The sequence below is a fragment of the Pseudomonas sp. SED1 genome (assembly GCF_034044025.1).
GTDB lineage: Bacteria > Pseudomonadota > Gammaproteobacteria > Pseudomonadales > Pseudomonadaceae > Aquipseudomonas.
In genome coordinates this window covers 1-18,171 of record NZ_JAXCIS010000140.1, presented here as the reverse complement: position 1 = coordinate 18,171, position 18,171 = coordinate 1, and the positions used below count along the sequence as shown (strand labels likewise).

At 55.3% G+C, this 18,171-nt stretch carries 14 protein-coding genes and 4 tRNA genes; all 18 read right to left on the bottom strand.

The genetic code is table 11. The features are described 5' to 3' along the window. Positions 1-26: 26 nt before the first annotated feature. Complete coding sequence (fusA, locus tag SNL23_RS17645; RefSeq protein WP_076016466.1) at positions 27-2,132, bottom strand: elongation factor G; 2,106 nt, start codon at positions 2,130-2,132, stop codon at positions 27-29. Between the two features lie 30 nt (positions 2,133-2,162). Beyond that, complete coding sequence (gene rpsG / locus SNL23_RS17640; protein ID WP_002555493.1) at positions 2,163-2,633, bottom strand: 30S ribosomal protein S7; 471 nt, start codon at positions 2,631-2,633, stop codon at positions 2,163-2,165. A 118-nt stretch (positions 2,634-2,751) separates the two neighbouring features. After that, the gene (gene rpsL, locus SNL23_RS17635) at positions 2,752-3,123 is read right to left on the bottom strand and encodes a 30S ribosomal protein S12 (protein WP_002555494.1); all 372 of its coding nucleotides are present in this window, start codon (positions 3,121-3,123) and stop codon (positions 2,752-2,754) included. Positions 3,124-3,339: 216 nt separating this feature from the next. Then, positions 3,340-7,539, bottom strand: coding sequence for a DNA-directed RNA polymerase subunit beta' (rpoC, locus tag SNL23_RS17630; protein WP_076016467.1), 4,200 nt, complete (start codon positions 7,537-7,539; stop codon positions 3,340-3,342). A 64-nt stretch (positions 7,540-7,603) separates the two neighbouring features. Then, a complete protein-coding gene (gene rpoB, locus SNL23_RS17625) occupies positions 7,604-11,677 on the bottom strand; it encodes a DNA-directed RNA polymerase subunit beta (RefSeq protein ID WP_076016468.1) in 4,074 nt (1,357 codons plus the stop codon). A 220-nt stretch (positions 11,678-11,897) separates the two neighbouring features. Further along, positions 11,898-12,263 (bottom strand): 50S ribosomal protein L7/L12, encoded by a 366-nt coding sequence (gene rplL, locus SNL23_RS17620; RefSeq protein WP_318302964.1) that lies wholly within the window; start codon positions 12,261-12,263, stop codon positions 11,898-11,900. A gap of 78 nt (positions 12,264-12,341) precedes the next feature. Continuing rightward, positions 12,342-12,842, bottom strand: a complete 501-nt coding sequence (gene rplJ / locus SNL23_RS17615; protein ID WP_076016470.1) for a 50S ribosomal protein L10 — start codon at positions 12,840-12,842, stop codon at positions 12,342-12,344. 198 nt (positions 12,843-13,040) lie between these two features. Then, complete coding sequence (rplA, locus tag SNL23_RS17610) at positions 13,041-13,736, bottom strand: 50S ribosomal protein L1 (protein WP_003176434.1); 696 nt, start codon at positions 13,734-13,736, stop codon at positions 13,041-13,043. Beyond that, positions 13,736-14,167, bottom strand: coding sequence for a 50S ribosomal protein L11 (gene rplK, locus SNL23_RS17605; RefSeq protein WP_003210097.1), 432 nt, complete (start codon positions 14,165-14,167; stop codon positions 13,736-13,738). Before rplK ends, rplA begins: the two co-directional genes overlap by 1 nt. A 117-nt stretch (positions 14,168-14,284) precedes the next feature. Next, positions 14,285-14,818: a transcription termination/antitermination protein NusG gene (gene nusG / locus SNL23_RS17600; RefSeq protein ID WP_003176436.1), complete on the bottom strand. Its 534-nt coding sequence runs from the start codon at positions 14,816-14,818 to the stop codon at positions 14,285-14,287. Positions 14,819-14,827: 9 nt separating this feature from the next. Beyond that, positions 14,828-15,196, bottom strand: coding sequence for a preprotein translocase subunit SecE (secE, locus tag SNL23_RS17595; protein ID WP_076016471.1), 369 nt, complete (start codon positions 15,194-15,196; stop codon positions 14,828-14,830). A gap of 45 nt (positions 15,197-15,241) precedes the next feature. Continuing rightward, a tRNA-Trp gene (locus SNL23_RS17590) sits at positions 15,242-15,317 on the bottom strand. Between the two features lie 163 nt (positions 15,318-15,480). Next, a tRNA-Thr gene (locus SNL23_RS17585) sits at positions 15,481-15,556 on the bottom strand. 26 nt (positions 15,557-15,582) lie between these two features. Beyond that, positions 15,583-15,656, bottom strand: a tRNA-Gly gene (locus SNL23_RS17580). A gap of 23 nt (positions 15,657-15,679) precedes the next feature. Next, a tRNA-Tyr gene (locus tag SNL23_RS17575) sits at positions 15,680-15,764 on the bottom strand. A gap of 142 nt (positions 15,765-15,906) precedes the next feature. Continuing rightward, positions 15,907-16,353, bottom strand: coding sequence for a hypothetical protein (locus tag SNL23_RS17570; protein WP_318302963.1), 447 nt, complete (start codon positions 16,351-16,353; stop codon positions 15,907-15,909). 7 nt (positions 16,354-16,360) lie between these two features. After that, positions 16,361-17,110, bottom strand: coding sequence for a pantothenate kinase (locus SNL23_RS17565; RefSeq protein ID WP_318302962.1), 750 nt, complete (start codon positions 17,108-17,110; stop codon positions 16,361-16,363). Beyond that, positions 17,100-18,059 (bottom strand): bifunctional biotin--[acetyl-CoA-carboxylase] ligase/biotin operon repressor BirA, encoded by a 960-nt coding sequence (gene birA / locus SNL23_RS17560; protein ID WP_318302960.1) that lies wholly within the window; start codon positions 18,057-18,059, stop codon positions 17,100-17,102. The genes SNL23_RS17565 and birA overlap by 11 nt, the downstream gene beginning before the upstream one ends. Between the last annotated feature and the right edge of the window lie 112 nt (positions 18,060-18,171).

Here is an 18,171-nt window from a genome sequence, read left to right as displayed (position 1 = left end):
ATTAACTCCTTGCCTAAAGGACTGAATCAGCCTTGTTTTTTGGATACAGTTTCAGCGATGTGCGCCGGAGCTGTGTTGTATTTTTTGAATTCCATAGAGTAGCTTGCGCGACCCTGAGACATGGAACGAACGTCGGTCGCATAACCGAACATCTCGCCCAACGGAACCTCGGCACGAATCACTTTGCCGGAAACCGTATCTTCCATACCCAAGATCATGCCGCGACGACGGTTAAGGTCGCCCATCACGTCACCCATGTAGTCTTCAGGCGTAACGACTTCTACTGCCATGATTGGCTCAAGCAACTCACCACCGCCCTTCTGGGCCAGTTGCTTGGTAGCCATGGAAGCAGCCACCTTAAACGCCATCTCGTTGGAGTCGACGTCGTGGTAAGAACCGTCAAAAACGGTCGCCTTCAGGCCGATGAGCGGATAGCCGGCAACAACACCGTTCTTCATCTGCTCTTCGATACCCTTCTGGATAGCCGGGATGTATTCCTTAGGAACAACACCGCCCACTACTTCGTTCACGAATTGCAGACCTTCCTGACCTTCATCAGCAGGAGCAAAACGGATCCAGCAATGGCCGAACTGGCCACGACCGCCGGATTGACGAACGAATTTGCCTTCGATTTCACAGTTCTTCGTGATGCGCTCACGATAGGAAACCTGAGGCTTACCGATGTTGGCTTCGACGTTGAACTCACGGCGCATCCGGTCAACCAGGATGTCCAGGTGAAGCTCGCCCATGCCGGAGATGATCGTTTGACCAGTCTCTTCATCAGTCTTGACGCGGAAAGATGGATCCTCCTGAGCGAGCTTGCCCAGAGCGATACCCATTTTTTCCTGGTCATCCTTGGTCTTAGGCTCAACGGCAACCGAAATAACCGGCTCCGGGAAGTCCATGCGAACCAGGATGATTGGCTTGTCAGCGTTGCACAAGGTTTCACCAGTGGTGACGTCCTTCATGCCGATCAAGGCCGCGATGTCACCAGCGCGTACTTCCTTGATCTCTTCGCGGGCGTTTGCGTGCATTTGCACCATACGACCCACGCGCTCTTTCTTGCCTTTAACCGAGTTGATCACGCCGTCGCCGGAGTTCAACACGCCCGAGTAAACGCGGACGAAGGTCAAGGTACCCACGAATGGGTCAGTGGCAATTTTAAATGCCAGAGCGGAGAACGGTTCTGCGTCGTCTGCATGACGCTCCAGCTCGATAGTCTCGTCATCCGGGTCAGTACCCTTGATGGCAGGAATATCCACTGGGGCCGGCAGGTAGTCGATCACAGCATCGAGAACCAGGGGAACGCCCTTGTTCTTGAACGAGGAACCGCAAACAGCCAAGACGATCTCACCAGCGATAGTACGCTGACGCAGAGCGGCCTTGATTTCCGCGTTGGTGAGTTCTTCACCTTCGAGGTACTTGTTCATCAGTTCTTCGTTGGCTTCGGCCGCAGCTTCAACCATGTTGTTGCGCCACTCGTCAGCCAATTCCTGCAGTTCAGCAGGGATAGGCTTGCGAACAGGAACCATACCTTTGTCGGCGTCGTTCCAGTAAACAGCTTCCATGGTCACCAGATCGATCTGGCCCTGGAAGTTGTCTTCGGAACCGATAGCCAACTGGATTGGTACCGGGGTGTGACCCAGACGCTGCTTGATCTGACCGATCACGCGCAGGAAGTTCGCACCAGCACGGTCCATCTTGTTTACGTAAACAAGACGTGGAACGCCGTATTTGTTGGCTTGACGCCATACGGTTTCCGACTGAGGCTCAACACCCGAGGTGCCGCAGAACACAACGACAGCGCCGTCGAGTACGCGCAGGGAACGTTCAACTTCAATGGTGAAGTCTACGTGGCCCGGGGTATCGATTACGTTGAAGCGGTGCTCATCTTTGTACTGCTTCTCGGAACCTTTCCAGAAGGCGGTAATAGCAGCAGAAGTAATGGTAATACCACGCTCCTGCTCCTGAACCATCCAGTCTGTGGTCGCGGCGCCGTCATGCACCTCGCCCATCTTGTGACTTTTGCCGGTGTAAAAAAGGACGCGCTCGGTGGTGGTGGTTTTACCAGCATCCACGTGAGCGACGATACCGATGTTACGGTAGCGACTAATCGGAGTAGTACGAGCCATAAAGCCCTCGCAAAATTAGTGAAGCTAGAATTAGAAGCGGTAGTGCGAGAAAGCTTTGTTGGCTTCAGCCATACGGTGCACGTCTTCACGCTTCTTAACAGCAGCACCTTTACCTTCAGCAGCGTCCAACAGTTCGCCAGCCAAACGCAGGGCCATAGACTTCTCGCCGCGCTTACGGGCGAAGTCTACCAACCAGCGCATTGCCAAAGCGTTACGACGGGACGGGCGAACTTCAACCGGAACCTGGTAAGTAGCACCGCCTACACGGCGCGACTTCACTTCGACCAGCGGAGCGATGGCGTCGAGAGCTTTCTCGAAGATTTCCAGGGGGTCGCTGTTCTTGCGTTCTTTAACCTTTTCCAGCGCGCCATAAACGATACGCTCGGCAACGGCTTTCTTGCCGCTTTCCATCACGTGGTTCATGAACTTGGCCAGAATTTGGCTTCCGTATTTTGGATCGTCAAGCACTTCGCGCTTGGCTGCTACGCGTCTTCTTGGCATGGATAAGCCCTCAAACGGTCTTCAGGTTCGCTCGGAATTAGTGCCCTTTCGGGACGCCTCCGACCTTACTCTTATCGACTCAGAAAATAAGATGATTCAGTTTTACAAAAAGCCGCTACTACTTAGGCTTCTTGGTACCGTACTTCGAACGACCCTGGTTACGACCTTTAACGCCGGAAGTATCCAAGGAGCCGCGTACGGTGTGGTAACGAACACCTGGCAAGTCTTTTACACGACCGCCGCGGATCAGTACCACGCTGTGCTCTTGCAGGTTGTGGCCTTCACCACCGATGTACGAGGAAACCTCGAAACCGTTGGTCAGACGCACACGGCATACTTTACGCAGTGCCGAGTTAGGTTTTTTCGGCGTAGTGGTATACACGCGAGTGCATACGCCACGACGTTGCGGGCAGTTCTGCAGCGCAGGCACGTCGGATTTCTCGACGATACGCTTACGCGGCTGACGTACCAGCTGGTTGATAGTTGCCATCTACTAGCTCCACTGTTGTCTTGCGACGCTATTGTCTTGCAAGAAAAGCAAAATGGCAGGAACGAATTCCCGCCAAATTTAGGGGTACAAGAGTCTAAAGAGGATCTTGCCCCCAGTCAAGGCAAGGCCCCGACCTCCCCCTCCATCGAACCGGGACAATTCTGTCTCGATCCGACGAACGGGGCTGCCAGGGCCCGGTCTTATTTACTGCAGAACTCAGTTACCGCTTGAGTTCAGCGCTTCGGTCAGTGCAGCTTCCACTTCACTGGCGCTTACGCGCAGCGGCTTGTCGAGTTCACGGCGGCGCTTACGCTCGCTGTGGTAGGCCAAGCCGGTACCGGCCGGGATCAGTCGACCCACAACCACGTTTTCTTTCAGGCCGCGCAGGTAGTCGCGCTTGCCGGTTACCGCTGCTTCGGTCAGTACACGAGTGGTCTCCTGGAAGGAGGCCGCCGAGATGAACGACTCAGTGGACAACGACGCCTTGGTGATACCCAGCAACACACGAGTGAACTTGGAAACGAATTTCTCGTCGCCAGCCAGACGCTCGTTCTCTACCAGTACGTGAGTCAGTTCCATCTGGTCGCCCTTGATGAAACTCGAATCGCCGGATTCAGCGATTTCAACTTTACGCAGCATCTGACGCAGGATGGTCTCGATGTGCTTATCGTTGATCTTCACGCCTTGCAGACGATAAACGTCCTGGATCTCGTTAACGATGTACTTGGCCAGCGCACTCACACCCAGCAGACGCAGGATGTCGTGTGGATCGCTCGGGCCGTCGGAGATAACTTCGCCGCGGTTTACCTGTTCGCCTTCGAAGACGTTCAGGTGACGCCACTTCGGAATCAGCTCTTCGTACGGATCGCTACCGTCGTTCGGGGTAATGACCAGACGGCGCTTGCCCTTGGTCTCTTTACCGAACGCGATGGTGCCGCTGACTTCAGCCAGAATCGACGCTTCTTTCGGACGACGAGCTTCGAACAAGTCGGCAACACGCGGCAGACCACCGGTGATGTCACGGGTCTTCGAAGTTTCTTGCGGGATACGAGCGATAACATCACCGATCGCGATCTTCGCACCATCCGCAACACCGACCAAGGCGTTGGCTGGCAGGAAGTACTGAGCGATAACGTCAGTGCCTGGCAGCAACAGATCCTTGCCGTTGTCATCAACCATCTTCACAGCAGGACGGATATCTTTGCCTGCAGCTGGACGGTCTTTGGCGTCGAGTACTTCAATGTTGGTCATACCGGTCAATTCGTCAGTCTGACGCTTGATCGTGATGCCTTCTTCCATGCCCACGTAGGTCACGGTACCTTTCATTTCGGTAACGATTGGGTGAGTGTGCGGATCCCACTTGGCCACGATTGCGCCAGCGTCGACCTTGTCACCTTCTTTAACCGAAATCACAGCACCGTACGGCAGCTTGTAACGCTCGCGCTCACGACCGTAGTCATCAGCGATTGCCAGCTCACCGGAACGGGACACAGCAACCAGGTGGCCATCCACTCGCTCAACGTGCTTCAGGTTGTGCAGACGGACGGTACCGCCATTCTTCACCTGAACGCTATCAGCTGCGGAGGTCCGGCTTGCCGCACCACCGATGTGGAACGTACGCATGGTCAGCTGGGTACCCGGCTCACCGATGGACTGGGCAGCGATAACGCCGACCGCTTCACCGATGTTCACCTGGTGACCACGAGCCAAGTCACGGCCGTAGCACTTGGCGCAAATGCCGTAGCGGGTTTCGCAGCTGATCGGCGAGCGAACAATCACTTCGTCGATGCTGTTGAGTTCGATGAACTCGACCCACTTCTCATCTACCAGAGTGCCGGCAGGAACGATGATTTCCTCGGTACCAGGCTTGAATACGTCACGGGCGATTACTCGACCCAGTACGCGCTCACCCAACGGCTCTACAACGTCGCCGCCTTCGATGTGCGGAGTCATCAGCAGACCGTGTTCGGTACCGCAGTCAACTTCAGTCACAACCAAGTCTTGCGCAACGTCTACCAGACGACGAGTCAGGTAACCGGAGTTAGCGGTTTTCAACGCGGTATCCGCCAGACCTTTACGAGCACCGTGAGTGGAGATGAAGTACTGAAGTACGCTCAAACCTTCACGGAAGTTCGCAGTAATTGGCGTTTCGATGATGGAACCGTCCGGCTTGGCCATCAGGCCACGCATACCGGCGAGCTGACGGATCTGCGCAGCAGAACCCCGTGCGCCCGAGTCGGCCATCATGTACATCGAGTTGAAGGACTCTTGATCGACTTCTACGCCATGACGGTCGATAACGCGCTCTTTCGAGAGGTTCGACATCATCGCCTTCGACACTTCGTCGTTGGCCTTGGACCAAAGGTCGATCACTTTGTTGTACTTCTCGCCCTGGGTTACCAGGCCGGAGGCGTACTGGCTTTCGATCTCTTTCACTTCATCGGTAGCAGCACCGATGATGGCGGCTTTCTCGTCCGGGATAACGAAGTCGTTAACACCGATGGAAACGCCGGAAATGGTCGAATAAGCAAAACCGGTGTACATCAACTGGTCAGCGAAGATAACGGTCTCTTTCAAACCAACCACGCGGTAGCACTGGTTGATCAGCTTGGAGATCGCCTTTTTCTTCATTGGCTGGTTGACCACGTCGTATGACAGGCCAGGTGGAACAACCTGGAACAACAGCGCACGGCCGACAGTGGTGTCGACGATACGGGTGTTCTTGACGCTGCCACCGTCACGATCGTTGATCGTTTCGTGGATGCGGACTTTAACCTTGGCATGCAGTGCGGCTTCGCCGGCACGGAACACACGGTCAACTTCCTGCAGATCCGCGAACACACGACCTTCGCCCTTGGCGTTGATCGCTTCACGAGTCATGTAGTACAGACCCAATACAACGTCCTGCGACGGAACGATGATTGGCTCACCGTTGGCTGGCGACAGAATGTTGTTGGTCGACATCATCAACGCACGCGCTTCCAACTGGGCTTCCAGCGTCAGCGGTACGTGCACGGCCATTTGGTCGCCGTCGAAGTCGGCGTTGTACGCAGCACAGACCAGAGGGTGCAGCTGGATAGCCTTACCTTCGATCAGTACCGGTTCAAACGCCTGGATACCCAGACGGTGAAGGGTCGGTGCACGGTTGAGGAGAACCGGGTGTTCACGGATCACTTCAGCAAGAACGTCCCAAACCTCTGGCAGTTCGCGCTCGACCATTTTCTTGGCGGCTTTGATGGTGGTCGCGAGACCACGCATTTCCAGCTTGCCGAAAATGAACGGTTTGAACAGCTCGAGAGCCATCTTCTTCGGCAGACCGCACTGGTGCAGACGCAGGGTCGGGCCTACGGTAATTACCGAACGACCGGAGTAGTCAACACGCTTACCGAGCAAGTTCTGACGGAAACGACCTTGCTTACCCTTGATCATGTCAGCCAAGGATTTCAGAGGACGCTTGTTCGAACCGGTGATAGCGCGGCCACGACGACCGTTGTCGAGCAAGGCATCGACAGCTTCTTGCAACATACGCTTTTCGTTGCGCACGATGATGTCCGGAGCGGACAGATCGAGCAGACGCTTCAAGCGGTTGTTACGGTTGATCACGCGACGGTACAGATCGTTGAGGTCGGAAGTCGCGAAGCGACCGCCATCCAACGGTACCAGCGGACGCAGGTCTGGCGGCAGAACCGGCAGAACGGTCAGCACCATCCACTCTGGCAAGTTGCCGGAACCCTGGAAGGCTTCCATCAACTTCAGACGCTTGGACAGTTTCTTGATCTTGGTTTCGGAGTTGGTTTGCGGAATCTCTTCACGCAGACGGCCAATCTCGTGTTCCAGGTCGATAGCGTGCAGCAGTTCGCGGACGGCTTCGGCACCCATGCGAGCATCGAAATCGTCGCCGAACTCTTCCAGCGCTTCGAAGTACTGCTCGTCATTCAGCAACTGACCCTTTTCAAGGGTGGTCATGCCTGGATCGATAACGACGTAGCTCTCGAAGTAGAGAACGCGTTCGATATCACGCAGGGTCATGTCCATCAGCAAGCCGATACGGGACGGCAGCGATTTCAGGAACCAGATATGGGCAACCGGCGAAGCCAGTTCGATGTGCGCCATGCGCTCACGACGAACCTTGGCCAGTGCAACTTCAACGCCGCACTTCTCGCAGATCACACCACGGTGCTTCAAGCGCTTGTACTTACCGCACAGGCACTCGTAATCCTTTACCGGGCCAAAGATCTTGGCGCAGAACAGGCCGTCACGTTCTGGTTTGAACGTACGGTAGTTAATGGTTTCCGGCTTTTTAACTTCACCGAACGACCACGAACGGATCATCTCAGGCGATGCCAATCCAATACGGATGGCGTCGAACTCTTCGACTTGACCCTGGTTTTTCAGCAAATTCAGTAGGTCTTTCAAGGCCTTTCCTCCTGGCGGAGCAGAGAGCGGGCTAAGCAGCCCCGCTCTCGATTCGCGTCACGTGTTATTCGGTTTCCAGATCGATATCGATGCCGAGGGAACGAATTTCTTTGATCAACACGTTGAAAGACTCGGGCATGCCCGGCTCCATACGGTGATCGCCGTCCACGATGTTTTTGTACATCTTGGTCCGACCGTTCACATCGTCCGACTTCACTGTGAGCATTTCTTGCAGAGTGTAAGCAGCACCGTATGCTTCCAGTGCCCAGACCTCCATCTCCCCGAAACGCTGACCACCGAACTGAGCCTTACCACCCAGCGGCTGCTGGGTAACCAGGCTGTACGAACCGGTAGAACGAGCGTGCATCTTGTCGTCTACCAAGTGGTTCAGCTTCAGCATGTACATGTAGCCAACAGTAACCGGGCGCTCAAACTTGTTGCCGGTACGGCCGTCGAACAGCTGCATCTGGCCGCTTTCTGGCAGGTCTGCCAGTTTCAGCATGGCCTTGATTTCGCTTTCCTTGGCACCGTCGAACACCGGAGTAGCCATTGGAACGCCACCACGCAGGTTCTTCGCCAGATCCAGGATTTCCTGGTCGGTGAAGGTGTCCAGCTCTTCGTTACGACCGCCGATCTCGTTGTAGATCTCGTGCAGGAACTTACGCAGGTCAGCAACCTTGCGCTGCTCTTCGATCATACGGTTGATCTTCTCGCCCAGACCTTTGGCCGCGAGGCCCAGGTGGGTTTCAAGGATCTGACCAACGTTCATACGCGAAGGTACGCCCAACGGGTTGAGGACGACGTCGACCGGGGTGCCATTGGCATCGTGCGGCATGTCTTCAACCGGCATGATCACAGAGACCACACCTTTGTTACCGTGACGACCGGCCATCTTGTCGCCCGGCTGGATGCGGCGACGGATTGCCAGGTAAACCTTGACGATTTTCAGCACGCCTGGAGCCAGGTCATCGCCCTGCTGCAGTTTGCGCTTCTTGTCTTCGAACTTGTCGTCCAGCAGACGGCGGCGATCAACGATGTAGGCCTGAGCCTTCTCGAGCTGCTCGTTCAGAGCATCTTCAGCCATGCGCAGTTTGAACCACTGGCCGTGCTCAAGACCGTCGAGAACTTCGTCGGTGATGTCCTGACCTTTCTTCAGACCTGCGCCGCCTTCAGCCTTGTGGCCTACCAGGGCGGAACGCAGACGTTCGAAAGTCGCGCCTTCAACGATACGGAACTCTTCGTTCAGGTCCTTGCGGATCTCGTCGAGTTGGGTCTTCTCGATGGACAGTGCACGAGCATCACGCTCAACGCCGTCACGGGTGAAGACCTGTACGTCGATGACAGTGCCCTTGGTACCGGTAGGTACGCGCAGGGAAGTGTCTTTAACGTCGCTGGCTTTTTCACCGAAGATGGCACGCAACAGTTTCTCTTCCGGAGTCAGTTGGGTCTCGCCTTTCGGAGTGACCTTACCTACCAGGATGTCGCCTGCGCCAACTTCAGCACCTACGTAAACGATACCGGCTTCGTCCAGCTTGTTCAGTGCAGCTTCACCCACGTTCGGGATGTCTGCAGTGATTTCCTCTGGCCCAAGCTTGGTGTCACGTGCCACACAGGTCAGTTCCTGAATGTGGATCGTGGTGAAGCGATCTTCCTGAACCACACGCTCGGACAGGCAGATGGAGTCTTCGAAGTTGTAACCGTTCCAGGCCATGAACGCGATGCGCATGTTCTGACCCAGTGCCAGCTCACCCATATCGGTGGACGGACCGTCTGCCATGATGTCGCTGCGCTGAACCCGATCACCCTTGCTTACCAGCGGACGCTGGTTGATGCAGGTGTTCTGGTTGGAGCGGGTGTATTTGGTCAGGTTGTAGATGTCGACACCGGCTTCGCCAGTTTCAACTTCGTCATCGGCAACACGAACCACGATACGGCTGGCATCAACGGAGTCGATCACGCCGCCACGACGAGCCACGACGCAAACTCCGGAGTCACGGGCTACGTTACGCTCCATGCCGGTACCTACCAGCGGCTTGTCAGCACGCAGGGTGGGTACAGCTTGACGCTGCATGTTGGAACCCATCAACGCACGGTTGGCGTCATCGTGTTCCAGGAACGGGATCAGCGACGCTGCAACCGAAACTACCTGCTTCGGCGAAACGTCCATCAAGGTGACGTCTTCCGGCGCCTTGACGGTGAACTCGTTCAAGTGACGAACAGCTACCAGCTCGTCGATCAGCATTTTCTTGTCGTTCATCGTGGCCGAAGCCTGAGCGATCACGTGATCAGCTTCTTCGATGGCGGACAGGAACACGATCTCGTCGGTGACCAGTGCGTCTTTCACCACACGGTACGGGCTCTCAAGGAAGCCGTACTGGTTGGTGCGCGCATAAGCAGCCAGGGAGTTGATCAGGCCGATGTTCGGACCTTCCGGCGTTTCAATCGGGCATACACGACCATAGTGAGTCGGGTGTACGTCACGAACTTCAAAGCCTGCACGCTCACGAGTCAGACCGCCCGGGCCCAGTGCGGAAACACGGCGCTTGTGGGTGATCTCGGAGAGCGGGTTGTTCTGGTCCATGAACTGCGAGAGCTGGCTGGAACCGAAGAACTCTTTCACCGCCGCAGCCACTGGCTTGGCGTTGATCAGGTCTTGCGGCATCAGGCCTTCGCTTTCTGCCATCGACAGACGCTCTTTGACCGCACGCTCAACACGTACCAGGCCAACGCGGAACTGGTTCTCAGCCATTTCGCCTACGCAGCGAACACGACGGTTACCCAGGTGGTCGATGTCATCGACGATGCCTTTACCGTTACGGATGTCGACCAGGGTCTTCAGTACCGCGACGATGTCTTCCTTGCACAACACGCCCGAACCTTCGATCTCGGTACGACCGATACGACGGTTGAACTTCATCCGGCCGACCGCAGACAGGTCATAGCGCTCAGGGCTGAAGAACAGGTTGTTGAACAGGGTCTCGGCAGCGTCTTTGGTTGGTGGCTCGCCAGGACGCATCATGCGATAGATCTCGACCAGCGCTTCCAATTGGTTGCTGGTGGAGTCGATCTTCAGGGTGTCAGAGACGAACGGACCGCAGTCGATGTCGTTGGTGTACAGGGTCTCGATGCGAACAACCTGAGACTTGGCGATCTTGCCCAGGATCTCGGTGTTCAGCTCGGTGTTGCATTCAGCCAGGATTTCGCCGGTGGCCGGGTGCACGATGACCTTGGCGGTGGTGCGACCCAGGACGTAGTCCAGAGGCACTTCCAGCGTCTTGATACCGGCTTTTTCGATCTGGTTGATGTGGCGCGCGGTAATACGGCGGCCAGCTTCAACGATGACCTTGCCTTTTTCGTCCTGGATGTCCAGAACGGCAATCTCACCACGCAGGCGCTGAGGCACCAGTTCCAGGCTGAGGGTTTCACCGCTCACATGGAATACGTTAGTGGTATAGAAGGCATCCAGCACTTGCTCAGTGGTATAGCCGAGCGCGCGCAGCAGTACCGAGGCCGGCAGCTTGCGACGACGGTCGATACGCACGAACACGCAGTCTTTCGGGTCGAACTCGAAGTCCAACCACGAACCACGGTACGGAATGATCCGCGCGGAGTACAGGAGCTTGCCGGAGCTGTGCGTCTTGCCGCGGTCGTGGTCGAAGAACACGCCCGGGGAACGGTGCAGCTGGGAAACGATAACACGCTCGGTACCGTTGATAACGAAGGTACCGTTCTCAGTCATCAGGGGGATTTCACCCATGTAGACTTCTTGCTCTTTGATGTCCTTGATCGCTTTGTTCGACGACTCTTTGTCGAAGATGATCAGACGGACTTTTACCCGCAAAGGTACGGCGTACGTAACACCGCGCAACACGCATTCTTTGACATCAAATGCCGGTTCGCCCAGGCGATAACCGACGTACTCCAGCGCAGCATTGCCGGAGTAGCTGATGATCGGGAAAACGGATTTGAAGGCCGCATGCAGGCCCACGTCGCGGAACTGATCTTTGGTCGCTCCCGCCTGCAAGAATTCACGATACGAATCCAGCTGGATAGCCAGAAGGTACGGGACATCCATGACGTCCGGCAACTTGCTAAAGTCCTTGCGGATACGTTTTTTCTCAGTATATGAGTAAGCCATCAGCGTTCCCCAGCTTGGTCACCTGCTTGTTTGGCCCCTCCCGACGGGAGCAGCCAGAAAATCTTGCAAACCCCATGGTTTGCGCCACCGCATCGGGTGGTTACAGCGCGTTAGAGGCGACGACCGAGTCGATTGCCAATAACGGAAAAAGGCCGGTGGCAAGAGCCACCAGCCATCAGCCTTCAGCTTAACGCTTGGGCTGGAGACGCAAGGTCGATGCTTACTTCAGCTCGACTTTAGCGCCTGCTTCTTCCAGCGCTGCTTTAGCTTTGTCAGCTGCGTCTTTCGACACTGCTTCCAGAACCTGGGCAGGGGCGCCGTCAACTACTGCCTTGGCTTCTTTCAGGCCCAGACCGGTCAGTTCACGTACTGCCTTGATCACGTTTACTTTCTTCTCGCCAGCTTCCAGCAGCATGACGTTGAATTCGGTTTGCTCTTCAGCAACAACTGCAGCAGCAGCTGGGCCAGCGGAAGCAGCGGCAGCGGAAACACCGAATTTTTCTTCGAAAGCTTTGATCAGCTCAACAACCTGCAGAACCGACATTTCAGCTACGGCGTTGAGGATATCGTCTTGGGAGATAGACATTGCTGTAATTCCTGAATTGGGGGACGGCCTACGCGGCCATCGAAATAAACAAAAATACGCGAGAGGAGTTGCTCAGCCTTAGGCTGCGGCAGCTTCTTTTTGCTCGCGAACTGCGGCCAGAGTACGAGCCAACTTGCTGGTAGCGCCTTGAATCACGCTCATCAGCTGAGAAATAGCTTCGTTACGGGTCGGCAGTGTTGCCAGTACGTCGATTTGGTTAGCTGCGAGGAACTTGCCCTCGAACGCAGCTGCCTTGATCTCGAACTTGTCCTGACCCTTGGCGAATTCCTTGAACAAACGGGCAGCAGCGCCTGGATGATCTGTGGAGAACGCAATCAGGGTCGGGCCGGTGAACACGTCGTTGAGGACACTGTATTCAGTGCCAGCAACAGCGCGCTTGAGCAGGGTGTTACGTACAACACGTACGTATACGCCAGCTTCACGAGCCTCTTTACGGAGTCCGGTCATAGCGCTTACTGTCACACCACGGGCATCAGCCACGACAGCGGACAGAGCAGCTTTGGCAGCCTCGTTGACTTCAGCGACGATGGCCTTCTTGTCTTCGAGATTAATTGCCACGGGTTTAACTCCTGCTTGTTACCGTTTCATCTGGCCTAGGCCGGATGTCGTTTTGGTGTCTGATTCGGTAAGGAACCGGGAGCACCATCTGCGTAGGCTTGTGGTTTAAGACTTGCGTCGCCTACGGTCTTGGATAGCCCCCGCCAGGCAGGGACCCCAATCTTTCAATTGGCGCAATTACTTGCGCCAATTTGTGTCTTATACGTCCAGCGAGCCTTGGTCGATGACCAGACCTGGGCCCATAGTGGTGCTCAGGGTAACGCGCTTGACGTAGATACCTTTCGAGGAAGCTGGCTTGATACGCTTCAGATCAGCGATCAGAGCTTCAACGTTTTCCTTCAGCTTGACGGCATCAAAGCCGACTTTGCCAACGGAGGTGTGAATGATGCCGTTTTTGTCGGTGCGATAACGAACCTGACCAGCCTTGGCGTTTTTAACCGCGGTAGCTACGTCTGGAGTTACGGTGCCGACTTTAGGGTTAGGCATCAGACCACGTGGACCGAGGATCTGACCCAACTGACCTACAACGCGCATTGCATCCGGGGAAGCAATTACGACGTCATAGTTCAGGTCGCCGCCTTTCATTTCGGCAGCCAGGTCGTCCATGCCAACGCGATCGGCGCCGGCGGCCAGAGCAGCTTCAGCTGCTGGGCCTTGGGTGAAGACAGCAACACGTACAGTCTTGCCAGTACCGTGTGGCAGCACAGTAGCGCTACGAACGACCTGGTCGGATTTACGTGGGTCAACGCCCAGGTTTACAGCAACGTCAACAGACTCGCTGAACTTGACAGTCGACAGCTCGGTCAGCAGAGCAGCAGCGTCTACAAAGTTGTAGGACTTGCCCGCTTCGATTTTGCCGGCGATAGCCTTTTGGCGCTTGGTCAGCTTAGCCATTACACACCCTCCACGTTAAGGCCCATGCTACGAGCAGAACCGGCGATGGTACGCACGGCTGCATCCATATCAGCTGCAGTCAGATCCGCGTTTTTGGTTTTCGCGATTTCTTCCAGCTGAGCACGGGTCACGGTGCCAACCTTAACGGTGTTAGGACGAGCGGAACCGCTAGTCAGACCAGCAGCCTTCTTCAACAGAACCGAAGCCGGGGTCGACTTGGTTTCGAAGGTGAAGCTACGGTCGCTGTATACAGTGATGATCACTGGAGTCGGCAGACCTGGCTCAATACCCTGAGTACGGGCGTTGAAGGCCTTGCAGAATTCCATGATGTTCACGCCGTGCTGACCCAAAGCTGGACCAACAGGTGGGCTCGGGTTGGCCTGAGCGGCCTTCACTTGCAGCTTGATGTAAGCGGTAATCTTCTTGGCCATGAGGCACTCCAATTACGGGTTCGAACGCCTCGAAAGGCTCCCCGGTTACTTGCGCGTTTATCCCAGTGACGACAAAACCCCACAGCCTAAGGCTGCGGGGTTGGGATGCTTGCTCAGCTAGACTTTTTCGACCTGACTGAACTCTAGCTCTACCGGAGTAGAGCGACCGAAAATGAGCACTGCCACTTGGATCCGGCTCTTTTCGTAGTTAACTTCTTCGACAGTACCGTTAAAATCTGCAAACGGACCATCTGTGACACGAACAACCTCACCCGGCTCGAACAACGTCTTCGGCTTGGGCTTGTCGCTACCATCAGCAACACGACGCAGAATTGCTTCCGCCTCTTTGTCGGTGATCGGAGCAGGCTTATCAGCAGTACCGCCGATGAAACCCATGACGCGAGGAGTGTCCTTGACCAAGTGCCAAGTACCCTCATTCATGTCCATTTGAACCAGCACGTAGCCAGGGAAGAACTTGCGCTCGCTTTTGCGTTTCTGGCCATTACGCATTTCAACCACTTCTTCAGTGGGAACCAGAATTTCGCCGAAGCCATCTTCCATGCCTGCCAGCTTTACGCGCTCTAGCAAAGAGCGCATGACATGCTTCTCGTAACCCGAGTAAGCATGCACAACGTACCAACGCTTAGCCACGGGACACCCTTAGCCAACAATCAAGGAAACAAGCCAGCCGAGCAGGGAATCAAGCCCCCACAACAGCAACGCCATAACCAGAACAACAGCTACCACAATCAACGTGGTCTGCGTGGTTTCTTGGCGAGTCGGCCAAACGACTTTACGGATCTCGGTACGAGCTTCCTTTACCAGGACCGCAAACGACTTGCCTTTTGCAGTCTGCAGGCCAACAAAGGCAGCGACAGCAGCAAGGGCGAGCAATGCGAGTACACGGTACAGGATCGGCGACGCAGAGTAGTACTGGTTGCCAACAACGCCTACCACCACAACAGCGACTACTACAAGCCACTTGAGCAGATCGAAGCGAGAGCCTTGAGCTTCAGCCTTAGGAGTCATCTATGAAGATCCTGTGAAAAGAAAGCCAGACACACCAAGTGAATCTGGCAGGTCAGGAGGGAATCGAACCCCCAACCTACGGTTTTGGAGACCGTCGCTCTGCCAATTGAGCTACTGACCTAAAACAAAATCAGGCCGACAATTATGCCGATCTGAAAAAGACTTTACAACAACAAACCCCTGCGAACCTGGAACCTACCCAAACAAAATCACGAGAGAGCGCAGAATCAATCAGAGGTAGCTGTTAAAACAAAGGCAGATATTTTCATATCTGCCTTGTTATATGGAGCTCTTGAGCGGATTTGAACCGCTGACCTCACCCTTACCAAGGGTGTGCTCTACCAACTGAGCTACAAGAGCGAAACAACTTGCACAACCTGCAAACTTGGAGCGGGTAGCGGGAATCGAACCCGCATCATCAGCTTGGAAGGCTGAGGTTCTACCACTAAACTATACCCGCGGAGCTTGCAGCTCACGCTAAAATGGTGGAGGGGGAAGGATTCGAACCTTCGAAGTCGTAGACGTCAGATTTACAGTCTGATCCCTTTGGCCGCTCGGGAACCCCTCCTAAGCGAGCCGGCATTCTACATCATGCCAGCCTTCTGTCAACCACTTTCTCATTAAAAAATATGAGGTTAGCTGCGTTGACCTTCGCTTCACCTTGTCGACCAAGAGGTCTTCACTGCGAAGCGGGCGCCATTCTATGCAAACTATTCGAAGGTTGCAATGCCTTCGCACGGCATTATTTTATGTTTTAACTCATTGAATTCATTAGCAAGGTTTTCAAAGGGCAGATCATCGGCCAAGCGCCTGCTTTCAGGGGCTACTCGCAGCCAGTACCCCGGAGCATCAGGCAAGTTCAGAGATTGCAGTTTGACCTTGATATCCAGGCTTGTGAGGCGCTGCTCGACGGACTGGACCTCTTTCAGATCGGCCAGGCCGCCGATGTACAGGCATGCAGGCTGCGCGTCAGGCGCTTTTACCCTGTCTCGCCGCACCATCGCATCGGCTGACTCGCTTAACAACCGGATATCTTGCTGAGAGCCGCGATAGAGCGCCAAAGGCGTGACATCTTTAGCCCGTAGAGGCGCTTCCTGCTGATGCCAGATGTAATAGAAGACATTGAGGACCAGCAAAAGCAGAAACAGCCAACGCATAAAAACCTCAGGACAAAGGGCACGCCATCGCCAAGCCAACAAAAACCAGATCAGGAACAAGTCTCCCGTGAGGCACGGCGTCAGCCACCAATTCAGCATCACCCCCGGTAAGGAAGACGGTGAAATCGGCGCCCCAATAGCTTCGAGCCAATTCCAACTGCGTGAGCACAAAACCTCTCAGCATGAGCGTACAGCCGCGCTCTACTGCCTCTACGGTTGTACGCCCAGGGGACAAGGCCTCAAGGGCGCGCTCAGCGGCAATATCGTCGTAGCGTATTTTGCGGGTATGCGTTCGCAACTGGTTACGCATCAGCGGCATACCGGGACAAATAAAGCCTCCGAGATGCTCACCGTCCGCAGCAATGAAGTCAGCTGTTGCCGCGGTGCCAAAATCGAGCACCAGGCACGCGCCCGAGGCCAACTGAAAACCACCCAGCATGGCGAGCCAGCGGTCCAACCCAAGGCGTTCGAAGTCTTCGTATCCGTTCCGGACCCCGCCCATCTGCCTTGCCGAAGCAGCACAGAGGACTTTCACGCCAAACGCCTCCACCAAGGTAGCCACCAACTGATTCGTCTCATCCAGGGCGCGGACACTCACCAGCCGACAATCCCTTAGCGCGAGCCCCGTGAGAGCGAGCAGACTGTCGATCAACGAGGCATCTGAACCAACGACGCCCTCTGCAAAGATCCGAGCCTTATCCGACTCAAGCACACGCCATTTGATAAAGCTATTCCCACAGTCGAGCTCAAGAATCATCACGCAACCTCAGGCTTAGCTCACCGCCGCTATATACTTTTTCGACACCGTCCACGCTCAACCGTAATGCACCTTGCCCGTCGATTCCCAATACCACTCCATCAATCTTATTCACACCCGCGATGAGCGAGACCGGCCGACCCTGCCATAAATGGTTCTGCTCCCACTCACCCTGGATCGCGGAAAAGCCGGACGCCTGATGGCGATCAAGATAAGCCTGCAGTTGCACGCCAAGACGCGCTACCAGGTAGTTACGATCAACAGCACTGCCGGCCTCCAACTGCATGGAGGTCCATTGCTGATCGACCTCATCCGCTTTCTGCATATTCACATTAATGCCGATACCGAGGACGACATGACAAACGTCGGCGGGATCCCCGATCAGCTCCAGGAGAATCCCGGCGATCTTTTTCTGGCCCACCAAAACGTCATTTGGCCACTTCAACCCAGCATTGCGAACACCCGCATCCCGTAGGGCCTGCATAACTGCCAGCCCGACTACCAGGCTTAGGCCCTCCAACTGACGCATGCCGCCATCGATCCGCAACACGAGGCTGTAATACACGTTTTGAGCGAAAGGACTTACCCACTTTCGCCCTCGCCGTCCCCTGCCGGCAGTTTGCTGCTCTGAAAGCACGAGAAACGGCGCAGTGCGCCCAGCCTCGATAAGACGCAACGCTTCGGCATTAGTAGAGTCAATGGAGTCTGATATATGAACAGGCCATGCGGGAACCGGCACATGCCGAGCAATTTCATCAGCACTCAACAAAACCAGGGGCGTCGCCAATTGATATCCCCTACCGCGAACTTTATGGATAGGTAGATTCAATTCCGCCTCGAGATGTTGAAGCTGCTTCCATACAGCGCTGCGACTGACGCCCAAGGCAGCACCAAGCGCTTCCCCGGAGTGGAATCGACCATCTTTTAGAAGTTTCAACAACGTCAGCATGCAAGTCCCGCCTCACAATGAGGCACGCATGATAGCCATGCATAGGCCCATTGCATAGAAATGGCCGGACTTTAGCATTGATGACGCTTGAAGGGCGCTCGTCATACTTTCC